This is a genomic window from Rhodopila sp., assembly GCF_035548235.1.
Taxonomy (GTDB): Bacteria; Pseudomonadota; Alphaproteobacteria; order Acetobacterales; family Acetobacteraceae; genus Rhodopila.
Genome location: NZ_DASZTJ010000103.1, coordinates 1 through 24,184, shown reverse-complemented (window position 1 = coordinate 24,184; position 24,184 = coordinate 1). Strand labels below are relative to the sequence as shown.

Sequence of the window (24,184 nt, the reverse complement as noted above, 5' to 3'; positions counted from 1 at the left end):
TTGTGGCTGCGTCACCCCAGCCCCGCTCGGTTTCGCGCCACGCTCCGCGTCGTCGGATGGTCCGGCCCGTATGCCGTCATGTAGATCGACAGCGCCCAGTCCAGCGCTTCCCGGGCCGAGAACCCGTCGCCCATGTCCTTCAGCACCCCGGCCAGGTTGTTGGCGTCCCGCCCGACGCTGGGGTGCTCGCGGCCCAAGGCGCGCTCGTCGATCGCCAGCGCCCGTTCGAACGCCGCGCAGGCGCCGTCCAGGTCGCCGATATCGTGCAGGATCAGGCCGATATGGTTGATGTCCGTCGCGGCCTCGGGGTGTTCGGCACCCAGCGCCTCCGTGTGGATCGCCAGCGCGCGCCGCAACTGCGACTGGGCGTCGATGAAATCGCCCAGTTCGTGCGACAGGCGGCCGAGGTCGCGCAGGTCGTTCGCGAGGTCGGGATGGTCGGGACCAAGCTGGCGCTGCCGGGCTTCGATGGTCTGTTCCAGGTTGGCGCGCTGGGCGCGCAGGTCGTTCAGGTCTGGCATGTGCGGCTTCCCGCGCCTGCATCGCCTCGAAAGACGTGGATGGCCGGCACAAGGCCGGCCATCACGCCTAACCCGGCGTCAGACGCCGTGACATTTGACCCAGGATCGGGCGCCGCGCGCTTAAAGCTGCGCCTCGGCGTATTCGTAGTTCGCCAGGTTGTCGATCCAGTTCTGCAGGTAGTCCGGACGGACATTGCGGAAGTCGAGGTAGTAGCTGTGCTCCCACACATCGACGCCCAGCAGGACCTTGCCCTCGCCGGTCGCCAGCGGGTTGGAGCCGTTCGGCGTCTTCGTCACCTTCAGCTTGCCGTCGGTGCCCAGCACCAGCCAGGCCCAGCCGCTGCCGAACTGGCTGACGCCCGCCGCCTTGAACTCGTCCTTGAACTTCTGGACGCTGCCGAAGTCGCCGGCGATCTTGGCTTCCAGCTTGCCCGGGATCTTGCCGCCGTTCGGGCTCATGCACTGCCAGAAGATGATGTGGTTCCAGTGCTGCCCGGCATTGTTGAACACCGGCCCACCGGCCGAGGCGGTCGACTTCACGATGTCGTCCAGGGATTTGCCCTGCAGCGCCGGGTCTTTCTCGACGAAGCCGTTCAGCGCCGTGACGTATGCCTGATGGTGCTTGCCGTGGTGCAGCTCCAACGTTTCCTGGCACATTTTTTTCGCCGCGAGCGCGGATGTCGAGTACGGCAGCTTCGGCAGTTCAAAGGCCATGTCATCCTCCTTGATCAGTTCGGCCGGGGGGTGCGAGTCCGGCATGGCAGCAAGAACGCCGCCGGGAACACGTCGTTAGCTATGGCCAGCCGAAAAAGGCGTCAACCCACCGTGCGGCCCACCGTGCGGCCCACCGTGCGGCGACATGGCCGGGACTTGCCGCGAGGGGCGAAACCCCTGTACTGCCTGGCATGAACCAAGCCTTGGCCGACCTGGTCCGCAAGCACGACCCCGACCGGTTCCTGACGGTCCTGCTCGCCCCCCCCGACCGGCGCGACGCGCTGCTGACCCTCTACGCCTTCAACAACGAACTGGCCCGTGCGCGCAGCGTAGCCAGCGAACCGCCGCTGGCGCTGATCCGCCTGCAATGGTGGCGGGAGGTCGTCGAAGGCGAACGCAAGCGTCACGAAGTCGCCACCCCGCTGTCCGAGGCCATCGAAGCGGGCCACCTGACCGCCGAAGACCTTCTGCCGCTGATCGATGCGCGCGACCAGGAGGCTTACGGCGAGTTCACGATGCTCGACGATTGGCGAAACTGGCTGCTGGCCGGCGCCGGCGGCCTCGCGGTGGCGGCCGGCCGAGCGGTGGGGGCCGGCAGGGTGGAGGCGCTGCGGGGGTATGGCGCGGCGTACGGGGTGGCGGCGCTGCTGCGCGCGACCGGTGCGCTGGCGTCGCAGGGCCGCTGCCTGCTGCCGCAGGACCTGCTGGCGCAGCACGGCCTGTCGCCCGAGGCGTTCGTGCACGACCCGTCCTCGGTCGCCGCCCGCGCGGTCCTGGCGCATGCGGTACGGGAGGGGACGGCGCTGCTGCGGGCTGCGACGCCGCTTCCCAGGCCTGCCGCGGCGGCGGCGCTGCCGGCGGTGCTGGCGCGGCGTGACTTCGCCCGCTGGCCGAGGCTGCGGCATCCGCGGGGCCTGGGCGATCGTTTGGCGGTGATAACGGCAGGTTTAACGCACCGCCCATAGAACCGGCCCGCCCGTTGTGATGTTCTGGTGTCACAACGGGAGGAAACCGGCATGATACCGGCAGACGAGACCTTCGACGGCACCTGGCCGTACGCGCCACACTTCTGCGACGCGGCCGGTTTCCGCCAGCATTACATCGATGAGGGCGCGGGCCGCCCGGTCGTCATGCTGCATGGCGAGCCGACCTGGGGCTATATCTGGCGCCGCTTCGTGCCCCACGTGTCCGCGACGCACCGCGTCATCGTGCCCGACCACATGGGCTTCGGCAAAAGCGAGACGCCGCCGGACCGCGTCTATACCCTCCGCACCCATGTCGAGAACCTGGCGGCGCTGATCGAAGCCTTGGACCTGGATGACATCACCCTGGTGATGCAGGACTGGGGCGGCCCGATCGGCATCGGCTACGCGGTGCGGCACCCCGACCGCATCCATAGCGTCGTCGCAATGAACACGGTGTTCGGCTATGGCGCTGCCGGCCGCCGCGACCTGCCCAGCCCGATCGAGACCCCGTGGTTCCGCTGGATCCGCGAAGGCCTGCACACCGGCCGCACCGAGGCGGTGCTGTCGCATCTGGGGTCGACCATCCTCTCGGTCATGCAGATCGTGGGGCTGGAGCGGCTGGACAGGGTGACCCCCACCATGATCCGCGCTTATGCCGCGGCGTTCCCGACACCGGCCGACTGCAAGGGCGCGATCGAGTTTCCCCTGGACGTCACGACCGGCCGCATCCGCGACTTCGTCCGGGAGGGCACGCACGGCGCGGCCGCGCTGCGCGACAAGCCGGCGCTACTGGTCGAGGGGATGCTGGACCGCGCCATCCCCGCCGCACTGGCCGTCGCCGATTTCAGCGGCATCTGGCCGAGAGGCACCATCGTGCACGTGCCCGACGCCGGTCACTACATCCAGGAAGACGCGCCGGAAGCGGTCATTCCGGCGCTGCAAGCCTTCCTGGGACTGCTGGCCTGACGCGATCCAAATCAGCGGATCGGCGAGAACGCCGACGGCATCACGAACGCATTCTCCTGCTTGACCACCACGCCCGGCGGGTTGCGGGCCGGCCAGTTGCCGGTCGCCGCGGCGGCGGCGCGCACGCTGAAGCGTTCGTTCGCATCCTTGTAGGCCCAGATATGGACCCATTTGTTCAGCGCACCGAATTCCGAATACCAGCCGCCGACCAGGGGTGAGAATTTCGTCCGGCCCTCGATCTTTTCCGACCAGCGTTCGATCAGGCCGGGGATCTGGCCAGCCGCCAGCGTGTATTGGCGGATTTCGAACAGGGGCCCGACCTGGCGCGGCGTGAGCTTGGGGGAGAACGGGGCGGGGTGGAAAACCTCGCTCTGCTGGGCCGTCACGAATTCACGGATCGGCGGCGGCCACCCTTCCTCCTTCTGCGACGCTGCCCGAGCTTCTGCCCTGTGCTTGAAGTCCTCGTATTCCCAGACATGGATGATCTGGTTCAGCGGACCGACCTCGGTGTGCCAGAACGCGGCCAGCTTGCTGTGCTTTTCGCGGATGTGCAGGGCCTCTCCGAAGCGCTTCTCGACCTCGGCCAGCGTGCCCGGCCGCAGCGTGTAGGTGCGCATCTCGACGATCATCCGGCGTCCCTCCTGTTATGCCGGGGTCACGTTAGGGGAAGTCGGAGGCGTGGGAAATGGGCGGGCCGGCCAGCACGACCCGGCCGCCAGGCGCAGTCCGGCTATCCGGGCGTCTTCACCGTTGGCGAAGCGTCATGATATAGGCGCTTACATCGCGTATCTCGTCGCGCGAAAGTTTATAATTCGGCATGTTGGGATGCGGCGTCGAAAGGAATGCAGCGATCGCCGCCGGCGTCGTCGACGGCATGGCGGCGATCGCTCGGAAGCTCAATGCCTCAGCTTCGCCGGGCGATGGATGCGCCTCGATAGCATGGCAGGAGGAGCAATCCTGGACGGCGAGTGCACGGCCCCGTTGCGCGTCACCCTCTATCATCTGTGCGAGCGCGGGGATTGGCGCGAACGCGAGCGACAGGACAAAGACCGTCCGGCAGATCACTGACGCCCTCCTGACAGTGGCGGATGCAACGAAATAGTATCCTACGGATGGGCGCCGCGCGCATTGACGTGCATCAACGGATTCGCCGGACTGCGGGGCTCGCCAGGTTAATCCAACCCGTGGCGCGAAAAGAACCAGCGCCTGACCTCGTGCACCACAAATAGGTACGTGGCCGTGAGCACTGCCAGTGCGGCGAGCAGGGCAGGTGGGAGCGGAACGAAACCAAGCCAGTGCGCCGGCGGCAGAAAAGGCAACAGGACGGCCAGCGCGAAGGCCGAGACCGTGCTGGCCACCAGTGCCGGATGCGGACGGTCCCGCCACGGCCGCGCTGTGCGTATGATGAAGATGACCAGGACCTGTGTGGACAGCGACTCCACAAACCAGCCGGTGTGGAACAGCGCCTCGTCGGCGTTGAACACCGACAGCAGCAGAACGAAGGTCAGGAAATCGAAGATCGAGCTGATCAGGCCGAACACCAGCATGAACCGGCGCAGGGTGCCGAGGTCCCAGCGCCGCGGTCGCGCGATGCTGCGTTCGGCTACCCTGTCCAGCGGGATAGCGGTCTCCGACAGATCGTACAGCAGGTTGTTGAGCAGGATCTGGGCCGGCAGCATGGGCAGGAAGGGCAGGAACAGCACGGCGCCTGCCATGGAGAACATGTTGCCGAAGTTGGAACTCGTCCCCATCATCATGTATTTGAGGATGTTGGCGAATGTCCGGCGTCCCTCCCGCACGCCTTCGGCCAGCACGGCAAGGTCCTTGCGCAGCAGGATGATGGCCGCCGCTTCCTTGGCGATGTCCGCCGCGGTGTCGACCGAGAAGCCGACATCCGCGGCATGCAGCGGTGGCGCGTCATTGATGCCGTCGCCGATATAGCCGACCACGTGACCCATGCGCCGCAGAGTGGTGATGATGCGGGATTTCTGCGACGGCGTGACGCGGCAGAAAAGCGTGGTGTCCTCGACCCTCGCGATCAGCGCTTCCTCGGTGAGTTCGTCGATCTGCGAGCCAGTCAGCGTACCCTGTACGTCCACGCCAAGTTCAGCGCAGACATGGCGGGTGACCTGTTCATTGTCGCCTGTGATGACCTTCATCGTGACGCCGAGCGTCGCCAGGGCGGCCAGCGCTTGCCGGGCATCCGGCTTCGGCGGATCAAGGAAGGCCAGGAAGCCGGAGAAGGTCAGCGTGGTCTCGTCGGTGATACCGGCATGCTCACGGTCGGCTTCGACGTCGCGCCATGCAACGCCGAGCACGCGAAATCCCTCCGTCCCGAGCGCGGTGAACGTCGACTTCGCTCTCTGCCGCGCCGCGGCGTCGAGCGGCAATGGCGCCGCGCCGTCTTGTTCGTAATAGGCGGAGTGTTGCAGCACGTCCTCGGGCGCGCCTTTCACGATCAGCCGCCGCCGATGCTCCCCCTCGACCAGGACCGACACCCGGCGCCGCTGAAAATCGAAGGGAACTTCGTCGATCTTTCGCCAAGCGGTACGATCGATGCTGCCTGCCGCAAGTATCGCCTCGTCCAACGGGCTTTTGAGTCCCGTCTCGAAGGCGGCATTGAGCTGTGCCATCGGCGTCACGGTGCTGCTGGCGCCGCCGTTCAGATCCACGGCGCTGACGAGTCTGATGCGTGCCTCCGTCAAGGTGCCCGTCTTGTCGCTGCACAGCACGTCCATGCTGCCCAGGTCGTCGATCGCTGACTGCCGCTTGACGATGACCGCCTTGCGCGCCATGCGCAGCGAACCTTGCGCAAGCGTGATGGAGACAACCATCGGCAGCAGTTCCGGGGTCAGGCCGACGGCAAGGGCGAGTGCGAACAGAAAGGATTCCAGCAGGGGGCGATGGAACAGCAGGTTGATGAGAACGACGAATAGGACGAGCAGCACCGTGATCCGCACGATCATCAGGCCGAAATTCTTGATGCCGATCGCGAAGGCCGTGGGCGGCTCCGGCCGCTGCAGGACTGTGGCGATCGAGCCAAGCTGCGCCTTGCGTCCGGTCGCGACGATCAGTGCCTTGGCCGTGCCGCTGACGACCGAACTGCCCATGAACACCATGTTGCCGGGCAGCGACGTGACCTGCGCCGAACCCGCGACCGGCGGCACCGCGTCCTTCTCCGCCGGATAGGGTTCTCCGGTGAGGAGCGCTTCGTCCACGTACAGGTCACGGGACTCGATAAGCCGTGCATCCGCCGGCACGAGATCGCCGACCGCGAGCAGAACGACGTCGCCTGGCACGATCTCGGTGCTCGGGACATCGATGGCCTTCCCGTCGCGCAGCACCTTCGCGGACAGTGAGAGTTCGGCACGCAGCTTCTCGGCGGCGTTCTGGGCGTGACGCTCCTGCGTGACGTCCAGCACCACCGACATCAGCACGATGGTACTGATGATGGCGAAGCTTGGCACGTCTCCCGTGAACCCCGAAACCGACGCTGCGAACAGCAGGATCAGCACGAGCGGATTGCCCAGCCGGATGACCAAATCGGCCAGCAGCGTCTTCCGCCGCGTCGATGCGATCCGATTCGGTCCCACTGTCCGCAGGATCGAGGCGGCATCCGCCGCATTCAATCCCGTTTCGCTCGAGCGCAGGGCCGAGAGCAGTTCATGCAATGGACGAACGGCCACGTCCATCAATGCGAGGGGGGTGTCGGGGAAAGCGCCCATGGTGTTGGCGAGGCCTTGGCGACACGGGTGATGAACAAGCCGAGCGGCGACCTGGAAGCGGCCGCCGTCAGAACACCGGACTTTGGCGACAGGCACAAGGCGATGCCGGAGGATGTCGTCGTCCTCCTTGCCTCAATTCGACGATCCGGGGCGCGGACCCTGTCGCCGCCGCGGCGCCGTGCCATCGATGGAAATGACAGGACGCGCGGCGGCGACCGGAGGCGCTAGGCCGCGGCCTTCACCTCGATGGTCTTTTTCGTCGCTGCGGCCCCTTTGGGGATTGTTACCGTCAGCACGCCGTTGGTGACGCTGGCGGCGATCTTGTCGGCTTGCACGCCCGATGGGAGAGTGAAGGAGCGTTCGAACGCGCCATAGCTGCGTTCGGACAGGTAGCAGTTCTTCTCCTTCTTCTCGCTTTCGGCGCTCTTCTCGCCCTTGATGGTCAGACCGTCGTCACTCAACGAAACTTCGACGTCCTTCTCGGTCAGGCCAGGCAATTCGGCGGTGATCTTATAGGCTGCGTCGTCCTCCGTGATGTCGACGGCCGGCACCGGCAACGATGTCGCAGTCGCGAACGAAGGAAACATCTCGAACACGCGGCCGAACGAAGGCGCGCCAAAGCCCCCCGCGAAGCGATCGAAAAGCCGCTCCATCTCACTGCGCAGCGCCCGCCAGGCATCCGGGGTCGCCGGCGTCGAGGGGGCTTTCTTTACCTCAACCGGTTCATTCGCCATGCTTACCTCCTTCTCTCTTCATGAAAGTTGCTTTGGGCAAAGGCATTTGAGCAGGGCTGCCGGAACGTGCATTGATGTGGCTCAAGCTGCCAGGGCGGATCAGGGACTTCTCCAGGCTTCGACGCTGCTTCCTGCTTCGCCCTGCCGATTGGCAGGCTCCTCGGCACGGATGCTCTAACTGGAGGCCGCCGTGACGGAGCGGAAGCGCCATAGCGACAGCGCCAGGAACAAGCCCCCGCTCAACGCCACGACCGCAAATTGCGGCCACACGACGGAAAACCCGGCGCCGCGATAGAGAATCGCCTGGGCGAAGGAGACGAAGTGCACGGTGGGAGAGATCTGCATCGCCTTCGCAAGCCAGGGCGGCATGCTCTCGAGCGGCGTGTAGCCGCCGGACAGGGTGTTGATCGGCAGATAGACCAACAGGAACAGAAGACCAAGCTGCGGCATCGAGCGTGCGATCGTGCCGAGGAAAATTCCGATCGATGTCGCAAAGAACAGGTAAATGGCGACACCGGCCAGGAACAATGGGATGGAGCCGGCGATGGGGATATGCAGGAAACCCCGCACAACGAAATAGAGCGACAGCGCAGCCGCCGTCAGGATCACCAAGCCGTTGGCCCAGATCTTCGACATCGCGATCTCGAACGGTGTCAGAGGCATGACCATCAGATGGTCCATCGTGCCGTGCTCGCGTTCGCGCACCACGGCGGCGCCGGCCAGGACGATGGCCAGCATGGTGATGCTGCTGATGATGCCCATGACACTGCTGAACCAGGGCGTATCAGCATTCGGATTGAAGGCGAGGCGCACATTGATGGTGACCGGGTCCGGTGGAGTGCCTTCCGAGCGGGAAAGGAAATTATCAATCTCCGTCGTAATGATTGTCTCCGCGTAGCTGGACCCGAGCCCGGCGTGAACCATCGCCGTGGCATCGACGTCGAGCTGTAGTTGCGGCTCGCGCCCCGCCAGCACGCTGCGTGTGAAATGCGGCGGAATATCCAGCACGAACGTATAGCGCCCGGCATTCATCAGCGGCTCTATGTCACGCTCGGTGATGTATTGAGGTGGCTGAAAATAAGGCGGCAGGAAGGCATGCGCGATCCGGCGCGACAGTTCCGAATGGTCCTCATCCACGATGGCGATCGACGCATTGTGCAGTTCCTGCGAGCTGCTCTGCGACTGCGCGGTGATCGCCATGGAGAAACTGTAGACGACCAAGCCCAGCAGGACGTAATCGTGCAGGAAGCTGCGCAACTCTTTGGTGCCGAGCCAGAAGATGTTGGCGAGGCTCCGCAACATCTCCCGCTACCGCTCCTGCTTCGGGAGTAGGATCAGGCTCAGTGTCAGCAGAATGGGAAAGAACAGGGAGAGACCGGCGAGCCGGCCCGTCAGGTCGGCGAAACCGAGGCCTTTGGTGAACGTTCCGACGCTGATGGGCAAGAAGTAGGTCATCGGGAACAGGCGGCCCATGACCTGCGCGGTGCCGGTCAGCGAGGAGACCGGAACCGTCATCCCGGCGAACATCGTCGCCGGCAGGACCGTCAGGATCGCGGTACCGAACAAGGCCGCGATCTGCGTGCTGGCAAAGGCGGAGACCAACATTCCATACGCCGTCGTTGCGGCCACGTACATCACTGTTCCCACGACCAGCGCCAGGAAGCTGCCGTGCAGCGGAACCTGGAAAACGAACAGCGCCATCAGGAACATCAATGTGAAATTGACCATCGCCAGGCCGATATAGGGAAGCTGCTTTCCCAGCAGGAATTCCAGGCGGCTTACCGGCGTCACGTAAAGGTTGACGATCGAGCCGAGTTCCTTTTCTCGCACCACCGCCAACGCCATCAGGATCGCCGGGAACAGCGCCAGCATCATGGCCAGGACCCCAGGTACCATGGCGTAGATGCTTTCGAAGTTCTGATTATATCTGAACCTTATCGCGACATCGGCGGCAGGCCGAGACTGCGCCCCGGTGGCGGCCACCGCCGGATCGGACAGGTAGAGCTGGTTCATCGCCTGCAGATAGCCGCGGATGGTCTGGGCGATGAACGGTCGCGCACCGTCGACCCAGGCACCGACCGAAGTGGGTCGGCCACGGGCGATGTCGCGGCCGAACCCGGGCGGAATCTCGATCGCGCAGTCGATGCTGCCGTCGGCCAGCCGGTTGTTGAGGTCGGCATAATCGACAAGCGGCGGTTTCTCGATGAAATAGGTCGAACCGCGTACTTCCTCGAGATAGGCACGACTCTCGTGGGTATGGTCGTGGTCGAGCACGGCGAAGGTCAGGGAATTGACATCGGTCGAGATGCCGAAGCCGAAAACGACCATCAGAAACGTCGTGCCGAACACGGCGAAAGCGAGCCGGATGCGGTCCCGCACCAGTTCCAGCGTTTCGCGGATGGTGCAGGCGAGCAAGCGCCGCGGGCTGAACCAGGCATCGACGCCGGGCGGTTGCCGAGGGGCTGTGCGCGCCGGTTCGACCGCACGCGCAACGACGGGCGCAGCCGCGCTGCGCATGCCGGCGGCCGCTTCCAGATAGGCGATGAACGCGTCTTCGAGCGTGGCCGCACCGCGTTCCGCAATTTGCCGCTCAGGCGTATCGGCGGCCAGGACATGGCCCGAATCCATCAGCGCGATACGGTCGCAGCGTTCGGCTTCGTTCATGAAGTGCGTCGATACGAAGATCGTCACACCGTCCTTGCGCGACAGGTCGATCAGCAGTTCCCAGAACCGGTCGCGCGCCAGCGGGTCCACGCCGGAGGTCGGCTCGTCGAGGATCAGCATCTCCGGCCGATGCACAATGGCGACGGCCAGCGACAGGCGCTGGCGGATGCCGAGCGGCAGGCCTTCGGGACGCTGGTCCACATGCGGAGCAAGGCCGAAGCGTTCGATCAATTCCGCGATCCGGGCCCGTGCCTCCTGTGATGTCAGATGGAACAAATGTGCGTGCAAGTCGAGATTCTGGCGGACCGTCAGCTCGGTATAGAGAGAGAAGGATTGCGACATGTAGCCGACGCGTCGACGTGCGGAGAGGTCTTCGGCATCGACGGGCTTGCCGAACAACAGCGCCTGGCCCTCGGTCGCCGGCAAAAGGCCGGTCAACATCTTCATCGTGGTCGTCTTGCCGCAGCCGTTCGAACCGAGGAAGCCGAATATCTCGCCGCGTTCGATGTCGAAGCTGACGTGATCGACCGCGGTGAAATTGCCGAAGCGGCAGGTCAGGTCGTGCGCGCTGATGACCGTCTCGGCGGCTCCGATGCGGCGCGGCGGGGCGATCGGTACGGTATGGCCGCGCCGTTCGGCCTCCGGCAGCAGGGCGATGAACGCCTCCTCGACCGTGCGCGCCGCGGTCTTCTGCTTGAGCGCGGCCGGGGTTTCGCTTGCCACGACCCGGCCGGCGTTCATCGCCACCAGCCAGTCGAAGCCTTCTGCCTCCTCCATGTACGCGGTGGCAACCAGGACGGAGAGGCTGGGACTGCGGGCGCGGATCCGCTTGACCAACTCCCAGAATTGCCGGCGCGAGAGCGGGTCCACGCCGGTCGTCGGCTCGTCGAAGATCAACAGGTCCGGGTCATGGATCAGCGCGCAGCAGAGGCCGAGCTTCTGCTTCATGCCTCCGGAGAGTTGCTTGGCCGGCCGGTCGGCGAAGGGCGCCAGGCCCGTGCTGGCGAGCAGGTCCGCAATGCGGTCGTTGCGTTCGGCACGGGACTGCCCGAACAGGCGGGCGAAATATTCGATGTTCTCGCGAATGCTGAGGTCGGGATAGAGGTTCTTGCCGAGCCCCTGCGGCATATAGGCAATGCGCCGGCAGACCGAGCGACGATGCGCGGCATCGGCCATGTCGCCGCCGAGGGCCAGGACCTGGCCGGACTGGATTTCCCGCGCGCCGGCGACCAGGTCGAGCAACGAGGATTTGCCGACGCCGTCCGGCCCGATCAACCCGACGAGCCGACCACGCGGCAGCGCGAGCACGACATCGTCCAAAGCCTTGATACGGCCATGACGCAGGGTGACGTGATCGAGTGACGCGATGGTATCGGCCGCGCTGCTCATTGGGCCGGCGGCGGCGGGCTGGGCGCCAGGCTTTGCGGCCAAACCGCGGACGGTTCGGTACGCACGTAGCCAACCCCGGGCAGCCCGGTCCGCATCATCGCCTCGCGGCCCTCCAGCCTTTCCGGGTCGATCCTGATCCGGATCCGGAACATCAGCTTGTCCCGTTCCTCCTTGGTCTCCACGGTCTTGGGGGTGAACTGTGCCTGGCTCGCAACGAATACGACCCGTGCCGGGATGACGTGACCGGGATAGGCGTCGAGCACGATGCGAGCTTCCGACCCGATCCTGACCCGGCCGGCTTGCTCGGTCGGCAGATAGATGTCCATGTAGACATAGGAGGCGTCGAGCATCGTGAACACTTTGCCGCCTGCCGCCAGGACCTCGCCGACATTGGCGACGCGGTACTCGATCGGTCCGTCTTTCGGGGCAAAGAGCTGGTTGTCGGCAATCTGTACGGCATAGTACTCGACCTGGTGCGTCGCCGCCCCGAGCGCATGCTGTGCCGCCGCGATGGCGGCCTCATCCGCGTTGAGCGTGGCGATCGCGCTGTTGAGCTGCTGCGTCTGCTGGTCGCGCAACTCGACCGTGGCGAAACCCCTGGGAACCAGGTCCGTGGTGCGCGCCAGCTCCTGCTGGGCAAGTTTCACCACGGCCTGCTGCGAGACCTTGCTTGCCTCCGCTTGCTCCAGCGTATGCTGGGCTTGTGCCACGAGTTGCTGGGATTGCTTAAGCTGTGCCTCGAGATCGCGCGTGTCCATCACGGCAACCACCTGGCCGGCCTTCACCAGGTCGCCCTCATCGACGTTCAGCTTCAGGATACGGCCGGCGAACTTCGTATCGATATCGACTTCATCGGCTTCCAGCCGGCCGTTCCCGGTGGCGAAACCAGGGGGCAACGAGGGCTGCGACCGGAGCCAGTGCCAGTAGCCGGCAGCTCCGGCAAGGGCCAGGAGAACCAAAAGCGAAAGCACGCGCCGCAAGTTCCGCGATGTGGAGGGCTTGCGCGGTGGCGGGACCACCGCCGGAAGATTCTCCGCCGTGGGGGGCAGGGGGATCTCGGCCGTGGTGAGTTCGGGTGGTTGGGAAGTTGGGTCGGCGATCATCAGGCCCACGCTTCGATGCTGGCGCATAGTCCGTCCGGCAGTCGCGGGACGCCCTGATCTAAATCAAACGACGTCGTACGGCTGCGCACCCGCCGAGGACCGCCCTGCATCGCTGCCGGATTGACCCTGGTCAACGCGTGGTACGGCGGCAGACCCTATAGCGCTGCACGGGATCACCCTATTCAAGGAATCCGCGCCATGGACATCAACGAAGCGATCGCCGCGCGGCGTGCCGTGCGCGAATACACCGCGGAACAGGTCGATGAAGCCACCATCAAGCGCCTGATCGACGCTGCGGTCCATGCGCCCAGCGCGGTCAACCAGCAGCCCTGGGGCTTCACGGTGGTGCGCGACCAGCATGCCCTGGATCGCCTCTCCAATGAGGCAAAGGCCCATGTGCTCGCGACAATGATGGGCAATCCGCATGCCGAGCAGTTCCGTGCTCATCTCAGCGACCCACGGTTTCATCTGTTCTATCATGCACCGGTGCTGATCCTGATCTCGGCACGCAGCGAGCTTCCGTGGGGCGTCGAAGACTGCACGCTGGCCGCGGAGAATCTGATGCTCGCGGCCTGCGCGGCGGGACTTGGGTCCTGCTGGATCGGGTTGACGCAAGGTTTCCTCAACACGCCGGAGGGCAAGCGCCTGCTGGACCTGCCCGATGCCTGGATGCCGGTCGCGCCGATAATCGTCGGCCATCCGCGAGCGGTTCCGCCGCCCGTGCCCCGCAATGCGCCTGTCGTGCGATGGATCGGGTGACCCCGTCCACTGTCACCGCAGCCGTGGTGACAGTCGTGTCAGGCCTCGTCGGAGGCGCCGGAGACGCGTGATGGAAGACCTGCCGCTGCCGAACGTCTACCAGGTGCTGGAACCGGGGCCGGTCGTGCTGGTGACGACCGCGCACCATGGGCGGGCCAACGTCATGACCATGTCCTGGCACATGATGATGGAGTTCACCCCGCCGCTGGTCGCCTGCGTCGTCAGTGATGCCAACTACAGTTTTGCGGCCTTGCGTGCGACGGGGGAATGCGTGATCGCCGTGCCTGCCTCCAGGCTTGCCGCCAAGGTGGTAAAGATCGGCAATTGCTCAGGGCGCGATACGGACAAGTTCAAGACATTTCGGCTGACCGCGATGCCGGCGGCTCATGTGTCGGCCCCGTTGGTGGCGGAGTGTTTCGCCAACCTTGAATGCAAGGTCGTCGATACGACGCTGGTGAACCGGTACGACCTGTTCGTGCTCGAAGTGGTCAAGGCCTGGCGGGATCCGGCGCAGGCCAATCCGAAGACCATCCATCACCACGGCTATGGTGCTTTCGCGGTGGATGGCAGGATGATCCGGTTGGCGTCCCAGAAGCCCTGACCTGCCGCGACCCTCTGTCACTACCGAGCGTGCCACGCGACGGATAGCGCCGTCAATCGATCCGGATCCAGTTCAGGACTGACATCTTGATCTGGTCGAACCCCACCATGAAGCACAAGGTCGCCAGCCACACGGCGCCGATCGCCACGCCCGGCAGACGGGACATCAATATGCCGCCAGCCGCCAGTCCGGTGACGATAAGCAGGTCCAGGCTGGTGGCCGCAAGCATCACGGCGGCCGGCCACGACGTCCAGAAATGCCGCCGCTCCCGCAGCACATAGATGCTGGCCTGGCCCGCCAGCGCGAGCATCAGGAAGGTCAGCGTGCGCATGTCCCTCGCCCCGAGGTGCAGGAGATACCATCCGCCGGCCAGAAGCAGGACATAGTAGCTCAGTTTGAACAGGCCCAGCGGGATCGCCGCCACGACCATGTTGCGCACCCGCCACGTGTTAGGATACGCGGTCGGCCGCGCGCGGTCCGCCGCCCGCGACATCGTCACGAAATCCGCAGCCAGCATCATCAACGCCTGCAACAGCGGCGTCAGCACCGCATGGTGGGTCATCACCAGCCCGATCCCCATCACGATCAGGGTGGCGCATTTGTTGATCAGGATGCTCAACGTGTAGGTCAGCACGCGCTGGAATGCGGCGCGACCTTCCTTGATGGCGGTGACAATGCCTGCCAGCCCCGGTTCGGTCAGCACGATGCCCGCAGCGGCCTTCGCGACATCGGTCGCGGTGGACACGGCGATGCCCATCTGCGCCTGCCGCAACGCCGGTGCGTCATTGGCGCCGTCACCGCACATGCCGACCGCGTGACCGCTGCGCTGCAGGGCTTTCACCAAGCGGAACTTATCCTCGGGGAACACGCCCGCGTAGACGGCGAAACGGTCCGGTTCCACGCTGTCGGGGATGCCGCCGGGTGGACAGACCGGCCCGTTCAGTCCGATCGCGCCGGCAACGGTGGCGGCGGTCTCCGCCGTGTCTCCCGTCACCATGATCGTGGCGACGCCGAGGGTATGGAGGTCCGCCAGCAAGCCGGCCGAGTCGGCCCGTGGCGGATCGCCGAACGCGATCAGGCCGATGACGGTCACGGCGTCCGGCGGCCCTGCCGCGATCACCAGCGTGCGATGACCCGCGGCGGTGGAGCTGGCGAGCGCGGCGGTCGCCGCCGGCGTCATCGGCGCCGCCGCACAGACCGCGGCGGGCGATCCCTTGATGACGCGGAGCTGCCGCCCGCTCTCGTCGATGACTGCCGCCTCGGCCATTTTCGTCACCGGATCGAACGGCGTGAACTGCGTGACCGCCAATGCCGGACCGGCTTCCCCCCGGCGCTCCATCGCCTGCGAACGGATCACCGTGTCGATCGGATCCTGTCCTTCCAGGGAGCTGGCGGCCGCGGCATAGGCAAGGACCGCGTCACCGTCGTAACGGTCATCGACCGGGTGAATGGTGGTGATGACCAGCTCATTGCGCGTCAGCGTGCCGGTCTTGTCGACGCACAGCACGTCGATCATCGCCGCCTCCTGCAGCGCGGTCAGCCGCGTCAGCAGCACCCCGCGCTGGGCGAGCGTCTTTGCTCCCAGCGCCGCGGCCAGGGTGAAGGTGGCGGGCAGGGCCACCGGCACCGCCGACAGCATGGCGGTCAGCACCAGCGGCGCGATCTGCGGCATGGTCAGGCCGATCACGTGGGCATAGGCGACGATGCCGACCACGATGGCGAAGTTCACCACCGTCAGCGCCCGCACCACCGCCATCACGGCCTTCTGCTCGCTGCTTTCCACATGCGCGATGCCGACCAGCTCCGCGGTGCGGCCGAAATAGGTGCGGCGGCCGGTGGCCGTGACCTCGCCGACCGCTTCGCCCCGGCGCACCAGCGCGCCGGCATAGGCAGCCTGTTCCGGACCCAGCTCGACCGGGATCGATTCACCCGTCAGCATCGACTGGTCCAGCAGCAGCGACCCGCTATGCAGCCGCAGGTCGGCGGGGACGATGCCCCCCAACGACAACTGCACGATATCGCCGGGCACAAGGTCGGCGGCGGGGCGGGTGATCCAGGCTCCGTCGCGTCGCACCCGCACCTGGGGCGCCAGCCGCTGCTTCAGCAATGCCAGCGTGGTGCTTGCGCGCGATTCCTGGAACAGGCTCAGGCCGACATTCATCAGCAGCAACACGATGATCATTGCCGCTTCCAGCCGCTCGCCCACCGCAAGCTGCAGGACGACGGTGGCTTCTAGCATCCAGGGAACGGGCGCCCAGAAATGCCGGCCGAGTTCCACCAACGGGTGCCGGTGCTCTTCGGCGACGGCATTGGGGCCGACGGTTGCCAGACGTTGCGCCGCCTCGGCCGTGGACAGCCCGTCGGGCAGCGCCGAGGCCTGGCCCATCGCGTGCGCCGTCCCATGCGGGACCTCGCCGGCTTCATCCTTCACCACACCACCTCACGGCCATTGCACAGCCGGCGAAACGTCGGTGGTGGAGGCCTCGGTGGCAGTAGCCCGGGCGCCCTGGGCGTCGTTGACATTGCCGATACATTCCGTCGATCGTCGTCACGGCGGCAGGCTGATTCGCTGCGGCCCATCCGTCAACGTCCGGCTGTGCGCCCCCCGAGCCGAACCGATGCCTCGGCCGAATCCGGCGATGAATCCACGACCACCAGCAGGCGGCCCGCCAGTTCCGTCGGCCTTCTGTCCGGCAGGAGGATTTCTGCCAGACGCGCGTCCTGTGCGGCCGCACGTTCGTAGTCGGCGTCCAGTATGCCATGAAAGTCGAGGAACCGGTTCATGCTGGCCGGAACGCGAATGCAGCCTTTCGACGCCGGATGGCCCAGCCGCTGCTCCAGGTAGTCAGGATCGGTCGCATGGACCAGCAACCGGATCTCGCCGGTCTCGTGGTCGGGCTGCCAACCTTTCTCCGCCGTCTGCCAGCCGAAGTCCCACACCCGCATCCCCTTCCGCCCAAGGCCGCGGATGTGGTTTTCATTGAAAGTGCCCAGTGCGCGGTAATCCAGAATGTCGGTCAGGTGGGGAAACACACCTGTCGGCGTAATGAAGTAACCGCGTCGCCCGGCCTGCCCGGTCGACACCTTGCTGCCGCCGATCACGGACCACGGGCCATCGGCGGGCTGTGCCGCGATGATGCGGAGTTGCTGGACCCGGGGATTGCGATCGACCACCACGATCACCTGGGCCTGGTCAATCACGACGGCGGAGGCGGCGAGGCGCTGCTTCGCCAGGGCGATCCAGACGCGATCCGACACTGGATCGGGCGGAATCGCTTGCGGCACCTCACGCATCAGGTCGGCCTGCAGCCGCGCGACCTCGGCGGCAACAGCGGCCTGTGCGGATATGGCGGCGGCCGGCGGCTGGGCTGGCGGCCCTGCTTCGGTGACGGGGGCTTGGGTACACCCGCCAAGTGCCAGCAGGGCGATCGCACAGGCCAGTCCGAGATGCCGCGTCGTCCTCCCGGTCCGGCGGCGACGTCCGTGCCCGTGCCGCGTCCTCAGTCGCCGGGGGCCGCGCATGATATGCAACACCCAGGCCGCGCCAGGGTTGAACCGTGTCGGGACGATCTTGCTCAACATGGCCCGCGGCTTTGCAGATCAAACAAGCGTACGCCAATGACGGAGATCAAGGACGGGCCGGCGAAAGGCCTGCCGCCGACCGGCCTGCATCGATGCCGGAGGCAGTCGCGGCCGACGGCTTCCCCGACCTGGCGCAGGCGCCGGCGGCTACGCGCGCAAGCTTTCCGGATTGTGCAGCCGGTCGCGCAGCATGGCCATGAACCGGCCGCCTTGCGCACCATCCACCACGCGATGATCGTAGACGAGCGCGAGCGGCAGTACCAGCCGAACCACGAACTGCCCGTCCTGGACGACGACTTTTTCTGCGGCGCGCGCAACGCCGAGCACCGCCACTTCGGGCGCATTGATCGTCGGCGTGAAACCGGTGCCGCCAAGCTGCCCCAGATTGGAGACCGAGAAACAACCGCCCTCCGCGTCGGTAAAGGCCAGCCGTCCCAACCGCGCCTTCTCGGCCAGCTCGGCGATGGCGCGTGCGATATCGAACAGGCCCTTCTTGTCCACGTCGCGCACGACCGGCGCCAGCAGACCCATCGGGGTGTCGGCAGCAAACCCGATATGGCAGTATTTCTTCAGGACCAGGTTGTCGCCTGAATCGTCCAAGGAGGCGTTGAACTCCGGGAAGCGCGCAAGCGTCTGCGCGCAGGCCTTCATGATGAAGGCAAGCAGGGTCAGCTTGATCCCTTGCGCCTCTGCCTTGGGCTTCAGCTCCGCACGCAAAGCTTCCAACGCGGTCAGGTCCACCTCGTCGAATTGCGTCACCTGCGGCACATTGGCCCAGGCCGCATGCAGCCGCCGGCCGATGATCTTGCGGATGTTGCTCAGCGGCCGCACTTCAACCGGGCCGAACAACGCATAGTCATAGGTCTCGACCTTGGGAAATCCCACGGGTGTCATCACACGCGCCCCCTAACCCGTGAATACGGCGTCGCCGCTTTTGCCGCCGAGGCCGGGATGGCCATCGAACCGCACCGCGCCGACCACGGCTTTGTCTCCTGCGGCCGCGGCGATGCGCGCCGTGCCAGCGTGACCAAACCCGCCGCACAGCTCGATCGCCACGATGCCGCGTGCGACCAGATCCCGGGTGACCGATTCGGCAGCGGCATAGTTCGCGACGCCAACCACCGTCAGCGTGACCTGAGGCGTTTCGACGACCGCATGATGCTTCGCGGCGTCGGCGCCATCGGCCAGGAAAATGAATGCGGCCTGCAAAGCCATCACACCAGCTCCTCCGGTTGAAATGCCGCGATGAAAGAATCGATGGCGGCGTCAGGCACATCCGCGTCCGCAACGACGCCGATCAGCGCGCCCACCGGCAGCACCTCGCCGACTGCGGCGACTTGGCGCCGCAATGTGCCCGACACGGGCGCGTCATGGCTCGCGGTGATCTTCGATGTTTCGATATCGGCGACCGGCTGGCCTTCAACCACCCCGCCGCCCGGCGCGACATGCCAGACGGCGACCGACCCTTCCTTCATCGTCAGACCAAGCTTCGGCATGGTCAGCGCGCTGATCCGGCCCGGCATCAGTGATATCTCACCACTTCGGTAACCGCCGTGATGATCCGGTCCGGCCCCGGAACATAGAGATCCTCCAGCTCCGCCGCGAACGGCACCGGCGTATGAGGCGGCGTCACCATCCGGACCGGCGCCCGCAGCGAGGCAAAGGCCTTCTCCGCCACCAGGGCGGCGATGTCGGCCGCCATGCCACAGCGCGGACTGGCCTCATCGACCACCACCAGTCGGCCGGTGTTGTGGACGCTGGACAGGATCGCATCGGTATCCAACGGCGAGGTGGTGCGCGGATCGATCACGGTGCACCTGATTCCGTCCTTGTCCAGCGCTGCGGCGGCCTTCGTGGCGAACTGGACCATGCGTCCGATCGCGACGATCGTGGCATCGTCTCCCTCGCGCACGATCTTCGCCTTGCCGAACGGGATCGCATACGGTTCGTCGGGCACTTCCTCGGTGTCGTCGTACATCGCCTTGTGTTCGAAGAAGATCACCGGGTCGTCGTCACGGATCGATTGGATCATCAGTCCTTTCGCTTCATAGGGCGACGATGGGATGGCGACCTTCAATCCCGGCACATGCGTGAAGATCGGATACAGGCATTGGCTGTGCTGGCTGGCCGCGCGCACGCCGGCGCCGAACAGGGTACGGATCACCACCGGCGTCGTGGCCTTGCCGCCGAACATGTAGCGGAACTTGGCCATCTGGTTGATGATCTGATCGCCGCACACACCGAAGAAATCGACGAACATGACTTGGGCGATGGGGCGCATGCCGGTCAGCGCCGCGCCTGCCGCCGCACCGACGAAGGCGCTTTCGCTGATCGGCGTATCGAAGATGCGGTCGCGTCCGAACTCGGGCATCAGCCCCTTGCTGGCGCCGAGCACGTCGCCCCATGCATCCTGCGCGCCTTTGGCGCCCATGCCGCCGGCAATATCCTCACCCAGCGCGATCACCAGAGGATCGCGCTCCATCTCCTGGCGCATTGCTTCATTGAGCGCCTGCCGGAATGACTTCTTGCTCATGGATCGCGTTCCCTCAATAGGTCTTGTAGACGTCGGTCAGCAGGTCGGCCGCGGCCGGCGACGGGGCGGTCTTTGCCGTGGCAACCGCCTTGTCGATCAGGGCGCCGACCTCCGTGTCGATCGCGTCAAGCGAACCGTCCTCCAGCAGGCCGGCCCCGATGACCCGCGCGCGGAAGAACTTCAGCGGATCGAGGAACTGGCGTTCCTCGGCGACTTCTCCCGGCGGCCGATACGTCATCGCATCACCTTCGAAATGGCCGTAGTAACGGGTGAATTCGATGTGGATGAACTGCGGGCCGTCGCCCGCGCGCATGCGGGCAACGGCGTCGCCGGCGGCACGATACACGGCAAAGAAGTCGTGCCCGTCGACATGCTGTCCCGGGATGCCGAAGCCTTCGGCACGCCGCATCGGATTATGACCGCCGATCGACCACGAACTCGCAGTCGATTCCGCATAGCCGTTGTCTTCCAGCACGAAATAGACCGGCAGTTTGTAGATGGAGGCGAAGTTCATCGACTCCAGCGTGGTGCCTTGGTTGAAGGCGCCATCCCCGAAGAATGCCACCGCGACCCCGCCGGTCTTGCCCAGCTTCGCGGTCAGGGCGGCGCCGCAGGCCAAGGGCGGTCCGCCGCCCACGATCCCGTTGGCCCCCAGCATGCCCACGCCGATGTCGGCGATATGCATGGAACCGCCTTTGCCTTTGCACAGGCCCCCGGCGCGGCCGTAGATTTCCTGCATCATGCCGGTGACGTCACAACCCTTGGCGATACTGTGGCCATGGCCGCGATGCGTGCTGCCGATATAGTCGGTGCCGTTGAGGTGCTGGCAAATTCCGACGGCCGAGGCTTCCTCGCCGGCATAAAGATGCACGAAGCCCGGAATTTTGCCGGTCGCGAATTCTTTGTGCACACGCTCTTCGAATTCGCGGATGATCCGCATTTTGCGGTAGGACGTGAGCAGTCCTTCACGGCTGATCTGCATGGGCGATCTCTCCCGACTTCAACTCATTGGCGTTAAGCCGATTAACCGCACGGCAACCTGCCCGACCCCGGGAAAGCGGCATTGACGCCAGTCAAACGATCTGTTTTAGTAACAAAACGCCGAAAGAACGACCACTTGCGGCTAAGGAGATATGGAACCTGACAGCCTGTCCGGCGGGGGACAGGCGGCGGCCGAACGGCCTTGGTCGGTCATGTCGAGCTTTGTGCCAGGCAGGCGCCCGGCCGATATCCGGCGGCAACCGGATATCGGCCGGTGCTTGCGGCTGTCAGCTCACTTCGATCCGGATCAGCGTCGGTTCTTCCATGACCGTCGGCAGCTTGCCGATCATCGCCAGTGCCTGGCGCATCGCGCCTTCCTGCGTTTCGTGCGTCACCAGCACGACCGGCACCGCCTCGCCGGGACTGCGGCCCCGTTGCAGCATCGATTCCAGCGATATCCCCATGTCGCGCAGGATCGCGGTCACGTCGGCGATCACGCCCGGCCGGTCCACGACCATCAGCCGCAGGTAGTAGCACCCGACATGCTGGTCCATCGGCATCGACGGCGCGCTCGACAGTGCCGCGCCTGCCGCTCCCCAGACCGGCGTGCGGCGGTCCCGGGCGATGTCGATCAGGTCGGCGGCGACGGCGGAAGCGGTGGGGCCGGCGCCGGCGCCGCGGCCGGTCAGCATCACGCGGCCGACGAAATCGCCCTCGGCCACGACGGCGTTGAACACGCCGTCCACCGTCGCGATCGGCGCGCTCTGCGGCACCATGCAGGGATGCACGCGGGTGTCGATCCCGGCCTCGGTCTGCCGCGCGATGCCCAGCAGCTTGATCCGGTAGCCGAGCTCGTTCGCGAAGGCGATGTCGAGGGCGGAGACGCGGCGGATGCCTTCGACATGTACGTGGTCGAACGCCACCGGCCGCCCGAACGCCAGCGCCGCCAGGATCGCCAGCTTGTGCGCCGCGTCCACGCCGTCGATGTCGAAGCTGGGATCGGCCTCGGCATAGCCCAGCTTCTGGGCATCGGCCAGGACCTCGGCGAACTCCCGGCCGCGCTCACGCATCTGCGTCAGGATATAGTTGCAGGTGCCGTTCAGGATGCCGGCGACGGCGGTGATGCGGTTGCCCGCCAGCCCCTCGCGCAGCGCCTTGATCACCGGGATCCCGCCGGCCACCGCGGCTTCGAACGCCAGCGTCACGCCGCGCTTCTCGGCTTGGCGTGCGAGGTCGGCGCCGTGGATCGCCAGCAGCGCCTTGTTGGCGGTGACAAGCGGCTTGCCGGCCTGGATCGTTGCCTCGGCCAGCGCCCGCGCCGGCCCCTCGGAGCCGCCGATGAGCTCGACGACCACGTCCACGCCCGGATCGGCGGCCAGCGCCACGGGATCGTCGTACCAGCGCAGCCCCGACAGCGGCACGCCCCGGTCCCGTGACCGGTCCCGCGCCGAGACCGCCGTGACCGCGATCGCACGGCCGGCCCGCGCCGCGACATTGTCCGCGTTATCGCGCAGAAGCTTGAGCACGCCGCCGCCGACGGTCCCCAGACCGGCCAAGGCGACGGAAAGCGGACGGCTCATTGAGCGGCGACCGGGGGCGCGGCCGCCTCGGCCGGCGCCGGTTCCGCGACGTTGGACCCGGCATGCAGGAACGCGCGGATGTTGCGGATCGCCTGGCGCAGCCGGTGGGTGTTCTCGACCAGGCCGATGCGGACATAGCCTTCGCCATGTTCGCCGAACCCCAGCCCCGGCGCCACCGCCACCTTGGCGCGCTGCAGCAGCAGCTTGGAGAACTCGACGCTGCCCAGCGATGCATAGCGCGACGGGATCGGCGCCCAGGCGAACATCGACCCCTCGGGGTTCGGCATGTCCCAGCCGGCGGCGGCGAGACCCTTGATCAGCACGTCGCGGCGCTCGCGGTACACGCCGCGGATCTGCTCGACGCAATCCTGCGGCCCGGTCAGCGCGGTGACGGCGGCGACCTGGATCGGCGTGAAGGCGCCGTAGTCCAGATACGACTTCATCCGGGTCAGCGCGTTGATCAGCCGCGGGTTGCCGGCCGCGAATCCCATGCGCCACCCGGCCATGGAATAGGTCTTGGACAGGCTGGTGAACTCCACCGCGATGTCCTTCGCGCCCGGCACCTGCAGGATGGAGGGCGGGACCTTGTCGCCGAAATAGATCTCGGCATAGGCGAGGTCGGACATCACCCAGATCTCATGCTTGCGGGCGAAGGACACGATCTCCCGGTAGAAATCGAGGTCGGCCAGATAGGCGGTCGGGTTGGAGGGGAAGTTGACGATCAGCGCCGTCGGCTTCGGCACCGAATGCCGCACGGCGCGATCGAGGGCGCGCAGCATGTCCTCGTCCGGCGTGGCGGGAATCGAGCGCACCGCGGCGCCGGCGACGATGAAGCCGAACTGGTGGATCGGATAGGACGGATTAGGCACCAGGATGGTGTCGCCGGGGCTGGTGATGGCGGAGGCGAGGTTCGCCAGCCCTTCCTTGGAGCCAAGGGTCGCGATGACCTCGGTCTCCGGGTTCAGGTCGACGCCGAAACGGCGCTGGTAATAGGTCGCCAGCGCCCGGCGCAGCCCAGGTATGCCCTTGCTGACCGAGTAACGATGGCTGCGCGGGTCCTGCACCGTCTCCACCAGCTTCGCCACGATGTGCGGCGGCGTGGGGCTGTCCGGGTTGCCCATGCCAAGGTCGATGATGTCCTCACCGGCGGTCCGGGCCTTGGCCTTGGCCGTGTTGACTTCGGCGAAGACATAGGGCGGGAGACGGCGGATGCGGTGAAACTCACCGGCGGACTCGGAACTCATGGCTGGCCTTTCGGGGTTGACAAGACCGGGCGGTGCGTGCCGCCCGGAGTCCTAATGTAGCAAACGCAACGCCGCGCCGCGACCTAAAGCTTCGGCGTTGATGCGGATTGCCTCGGGCGGGAC

At 66.0% G+C, this 24,184-nt stretch carries 22 protein-coding genes; 4 read left to right on the top strand and 18 right to left on the bottom strand.

The genetic code is table 11. The annotated features are described in order from the left end of the window. Positions 1-11 precede the first annotated feature (11 nt). Both VHB27_RS09065 and VHB27_RS09060 read right to left on the bottom strand, forming a co-directional pair. Positions 12-521, bottom strand: a complete 510-nt coding sequence (locus tag VHB27_RS09065) for a tetratricopeptide repeat protein (protein ID WP_325599465.1) — start codon at positions 519-521, stop codon at positions 12-14. Between the two features lie 120 nt (positions 522-641). Next, entirely contained in the window at positions 642-1,235 is a 594-nt protein-coding gene (locus VHB27_RS09060; RefSeq protein WP_325599463.1) for a superoxide dismutase, read from the bottom strand. A gap of 191 nt (positions 1,236-1,426) precedes the next feature. Between VHB27_RS09060 and VHB27_RS09055 the strand changes: the two genes are divergently transcribed. After that, on the top strand, positions 1,427-2,200 hold the full coding sequence (locus VHB27_RS09055) for a squalene/phytoene synthase family protein (RefSeq protein ID WP_325599461.1): 774 nt from the start codon (positions 1,427-1,429) through the stop codon (positions 2,198-2,200). A 51-nt stretch (positions 2,201-2,251) separates the two neighbouring features. After that, positions 2,252-3,166: an alpha/beta fold hydrolase gene (locus tag VHB27_RS09050; protein WP_325599459.1), complete on the top strand. Its 915-nt coding sequence runs from the start codon at positions 2,252-2,254 to the stop codon at positions 3,164-3,166. Positions 3,167-3,177: 11 nt separating this feature from the next. Here the strand turns inward: VHB27_RS09050 and VHB27_RS09045 are convergent, their stop codons facing one another. From VHB27_RS09045 to VHB27_RS09015, 7 genes are all read right to left on the bottom strand, one after another. Then, positions 3,178-3,795 carry an NIPSNAP family protein gene (locus VHB27_RS09045; RefSeq protein WP_325599457.1) on the bottom strand — a complete coding sequence of 206 codons (618 nt, stop codon included), beginning with the start codon at positions 3,793-3,795 and terminating at the stop codon, positions 3,178-3,180. Between the two features lie 115 nt (positions 3,796-3,910). Continuing rightward, the gene (locus tag VHB27_RS09040) at positions 3,911-4,231 is read right to left on the bottom strand and encodes a c-type cytochrome (protein WP_325599454.1); all 321 of its coding nucleotides are present in this window, start codon (positions 4,229-4,231) and stop codon (positions 3,911-3,913) included. Between the two features lie 107 nt (positions 4,232-4,338). Continuing rightward, positions 4,339-6,891, bottom strand: a complete 2,553-nt coding sequence (gene mgtA, locus VHB27_RS09035) for a magnesium-translocating P-type ATPase (RefSeq protein WP_325599452.1) — start codon at positions 6,889-6,891, stop codon at positions 4,339-4,341. Positions 6,892-7,115: 224 nt separating this feature from the next. After that, entirely contained in the window at positions 7,116-7,625 is a 510-nt protein-coding gene (locus VHB27_RS09030; RefSeq protein ID WP_325599450.1) for an Hsp20/alpha crystallin family protein, read from the bottom strand. Positions 7,626-7,799: 174 nt separating this feature from the next. Continuing rightward, entirely contained in the window at positions 7,800-8,927 is a 1,128-nt protein-coding gene (locus VHB27_RS09025; RefSeq protein WP_325599448.1) for an ABC transporter permease, read from the bottom strand. A 6-nt stretch (positions 8,928-8,933) separates the two neighbouring features. Next, positions 8,934-11,678, bottom strand: coding sequence for a ribosome-associated ATPase/putative transporter RbbA (gene rbbA, locus VHB27_RS09020; protein ID WP_325599446.1), 2,745 nt, complete (start codon positions 11,676-11,678; stop codon positions 8,934-8,936). After that, on the bottom strand, positions 11,675-12,808 hold the full coding sequence (locus VHB27_RS09015) for an HlyD family secretion protein (RefSeq protein WP_325599443.1): 1,134 nt from the start codon (positions 12,806-12,808) through the stop codon (positions 11,675-11,677). The genes rbbA and VHB27_RS09015 overlap by 4 nt, the downstream gene beginning before the upstream one ends. 93 nt (positions 12,809-12,901) lie before the next feature. Here VHB27_RS09015 and VHB27_RS09010 point away from each other — a divergent pair, with 93 nt between their 5' ends. After that, entirely contained in the window at positions 12,902-13,540 is a 639-nt protein-coding gene (locus tag VHB27_RS09010; protein ID WP_325599441.1) for a nitroreductase family protein, read from the top strand. A gap of 70 nt (positions 13,541-13,610) precedes the next feature. Further along, positions 13,611-14,141: a flavin reductase family protein gene (locus VHB27_RS09005; protein ID WP_325599439.1), complete on the top strand. Its 531-nt coding sequence runs from the start codon at positions 13,611-13,613 to the stop codon at positions 14,139-14,141. Between the two features lie 52 nt (positions 14,142-14,193). On the opposite strand, the gene VHB27_RS09000 is transcribed toward VHB27_RS09005, so the two are convergent. The 9 genes from VHB27_RS09000 to VHB27_RS08960 all read right to left on the bottom strand — a co-directional run bounded on the left by VHB27_RS09000 (position 14,194) and on the right by VHB27_RS08960 (position 24,061). Further along, complete coding sequence (locus VHB27_RS09000; protein WP_325599437.1) at positions 14,194-16,572, bottom strand: HAD-IC family P-type ATPase; 2,379 nt, start codon at positions 16,570-16,572, stop codon at positions 14,194-14,196. Positions 16,573-16,724: 152 nt separating this feature from the next. Beyond that, entirely contained in the window at positions 16,725-17,720 is a 996-nt protein-coding gene (locus tag VHB27_RS08995) for a hypothetical protein (protein WP_325599435.1), read from the bottom strand. 150 nt (positions 17,721-17,870) lie between these two features. Then, on the bottom strand, positions 17,871-18,608 hold the full coding sequence (locus tag VHB27_RS08990; protein ID WP_325599433.1) for a 2-oxo acid dehydrogenase subunit E2: 738 nt from the start codon (positions 18,606-18,608) through the stop codon (positions 17,871-17,873). Between the two features lie 21 nt (positions 18,609-18,629). After that, positions 18,630-18,938 carry a DUF6506 family protein gene (locus VHB27_RS08985; RefSeq protein WP_325599431.1) on the bottom strand — a complete coding sequence of 103 codons (309 nt, stop codon included), beginning with the start codon at positions 18,936-18,938 and terminating at the stop codon, positions 18,630-18,632. Next, on the bottom strand, positions 18,938-19,246 hold the full coding sequence (locus VHB27_RS08980) for a biotin/lipoyl-containing protein (RefSeq protein WP_325599429.1): 309 nt from the start codon (positions 19,244-19,246) through the stop codon (positions 18,938-18,940). The genes VHB27_RS08985 and VHB27_RS08980 overlap by 1 nt, the downstream gene beginning before the upstream one ends. Then, a complete protein-coding gene (locus VHB27_RS08975; RefSeq protein ID WP_325599427.1) occupies positions 19,246-20,256 on the bottom strand; it encodes an alpha-ketoacid dehydrogenase subunit beta in 1,011 nt (336 codons plus the stop codon). The genes VHB27_RS08980 and VHB27_RS08975 overlap by 1 nt, the downstream gene beginning before the upstream one ends. 13 nt (positions 20,257-20,269) lie before the next feature. Beyond that, a complete protein-coding gene (locus VHB27_RS08970) occupies positions 20,270-21,238 on the bottom strand; it encodes a thiamine pyrophosphate-dependent dehydrogenase E1 component subunit alpha (RefSeq protein ID WP_325599425.1) in 969 nt (322 codons plus the stop codon). Positions 21,239-21,524: 286 nt separating this feature from the next. Further along, positions 21,525-22,817: a homoserine dehydrogenase gene (locus tag VHB27_RS08965; RefSeq protein WP_325599423.1), complete on the bottom strand. Its 1,293-nt coding sequence runs from the start codon at positions 22,815-22,817 to the stop codon at positions 21,525-21,527. Continuing rightward, a complete protein-coding gene (locus tag VHB27_RS08960; RefSeq protein ID WP_325599421.1) occupies positions 22,814-24,061 on the bottom strand; it encodes an LL-diaminopimelate aminotransferase in 1,248 nt (415 codons plus the stop codon). The genes VHB27_RS08965 and VHB27_RS08960 overlap by 4 nt, the downstream gene beginning before the upstream one ends. Between the last annotated feature and the right edge of the window lie 123 nt (positions 24,062-24,184).

Bases quoted from the DNA above. Each gene is read 5' to 3' on its own strand.
- VHB27_RS08970 (WP_325599425.1), bottom strand. From the start codon at position 21,238: ATGCAGATCAGCCGTGAAGGACTGCTCACGTCCTACCGCAAAATGCGG.
- VHB27_RS09065 (WP_325599465.1), bottom strand. From the start codon at position 521: ATGCCAGACCTGAACGACCTGCGCGCCCAGCGCGCCAACCTGGAACAG.
- VHB27_RS09005 (WP_325599439.1), top strand. From the start codon at position 13,611: ATGGAAGACCTGCCGCTGCCGAACGTCTACCAGGTGCTGGAACCGGGG.
- VHB27_RS09015 (WP_325599443.1), bottom strand. From the start codon at position 12,808: ATGCGCCAGCATCGAAGCGTGGGCCTGATGATCGCCGACCCAACTTCC.
- VHB27_RS08960 (WP_325599421.1), bottom strand. From the start codon at position 24,061: ATGAGTTCCGAGTCCGCCGGTGAGTTTCACCGCATCCGCCGTCTCCCG.
- VHB27_RS09030 (WP_325599450.1), bottom strand. From the start codon at position 7,625: ATGGCGAATGAACCGGTTGAGGTAAAGAAAGCCCCCTCGACGCCGGCG.
- VHB27_RS08980 (WP_325599429.1), bottom strand. From the start codon at position 19,246: ATGCCGGGCCGGATCAGCGCGCTGACCATGCCGAAGCTTGGTCTGACG.
- VHB27_RS09055 (WP_325599461.1), top strand. From the start codon at position 1,427: ATGAACCAAGCCTTGGCCGACCTGGTCCGCAAGCACGACCCCGACCGG.
- VHB27_RS09050 (WP_325599459.1), top strand. From the start codon at position 2,252: ATGATACCGGCAGACGAGACCTTCGACGGCACCTGGCCGTACGCGCCA.
- VHB27_RS08985 (WP_325599431.1), bottom strand. From the start codon at position 18,938: ATGGCTTTGCAGGCCGCATTCATTTTCCTGGCCGATGGCGCCGACGCC.
- VHB27_RS08975 (WP_325599427.1), bottom strand. From the start codon at position 20,256: ATGAGCAAGAAGTCATTCCGGCAGGCGCTCAATGAAGCAATGCGCCAG.
- rbbA (WP_325599446.1), bottom strand. From the start codon at position 11,678: ATGAGCAGCGCGGCCGATACCATCGCGTCACTCGATCACGTCACCCTG.
- mgtA (WP_325599452.1), bottom strand. From the start codon at position 6,891: ATGGGCGCTTTCCCCGACACCCCCCTCGCATTGATGGACGTGGCCGTT.
- VHB27_RS08965 (WP_325599423.1), bottom strand. From the start codon at position 22,817: ATGAGCCGTCCGCTTTCCGTCGCCTTGGCCGGTCTGGGGACCGTCGGC.
- VHB27_RS09025 (WP_325599448.1), bottom strand. From the start codon at position 8,927: ATGTTGCGGAGCCTCGCCAACATCTTCTGGCTCGGCACCAAAGAGTTG.
- VHB27_RS09060 (WP_325599463.1), bottom strand. From the start codon at position 1,235: ATGGCCTTTGAACTGCCGAAGCTGCCGTACTCGACATCCGCGCTCGCG.
- VHB27_RS09045 (WP_325599457.1), bottom strand. From the start codon at position 3,795: ATGATCGTCGAGATGCGCACCTACACGCTGCGGCCGGGCACGCTGGCC.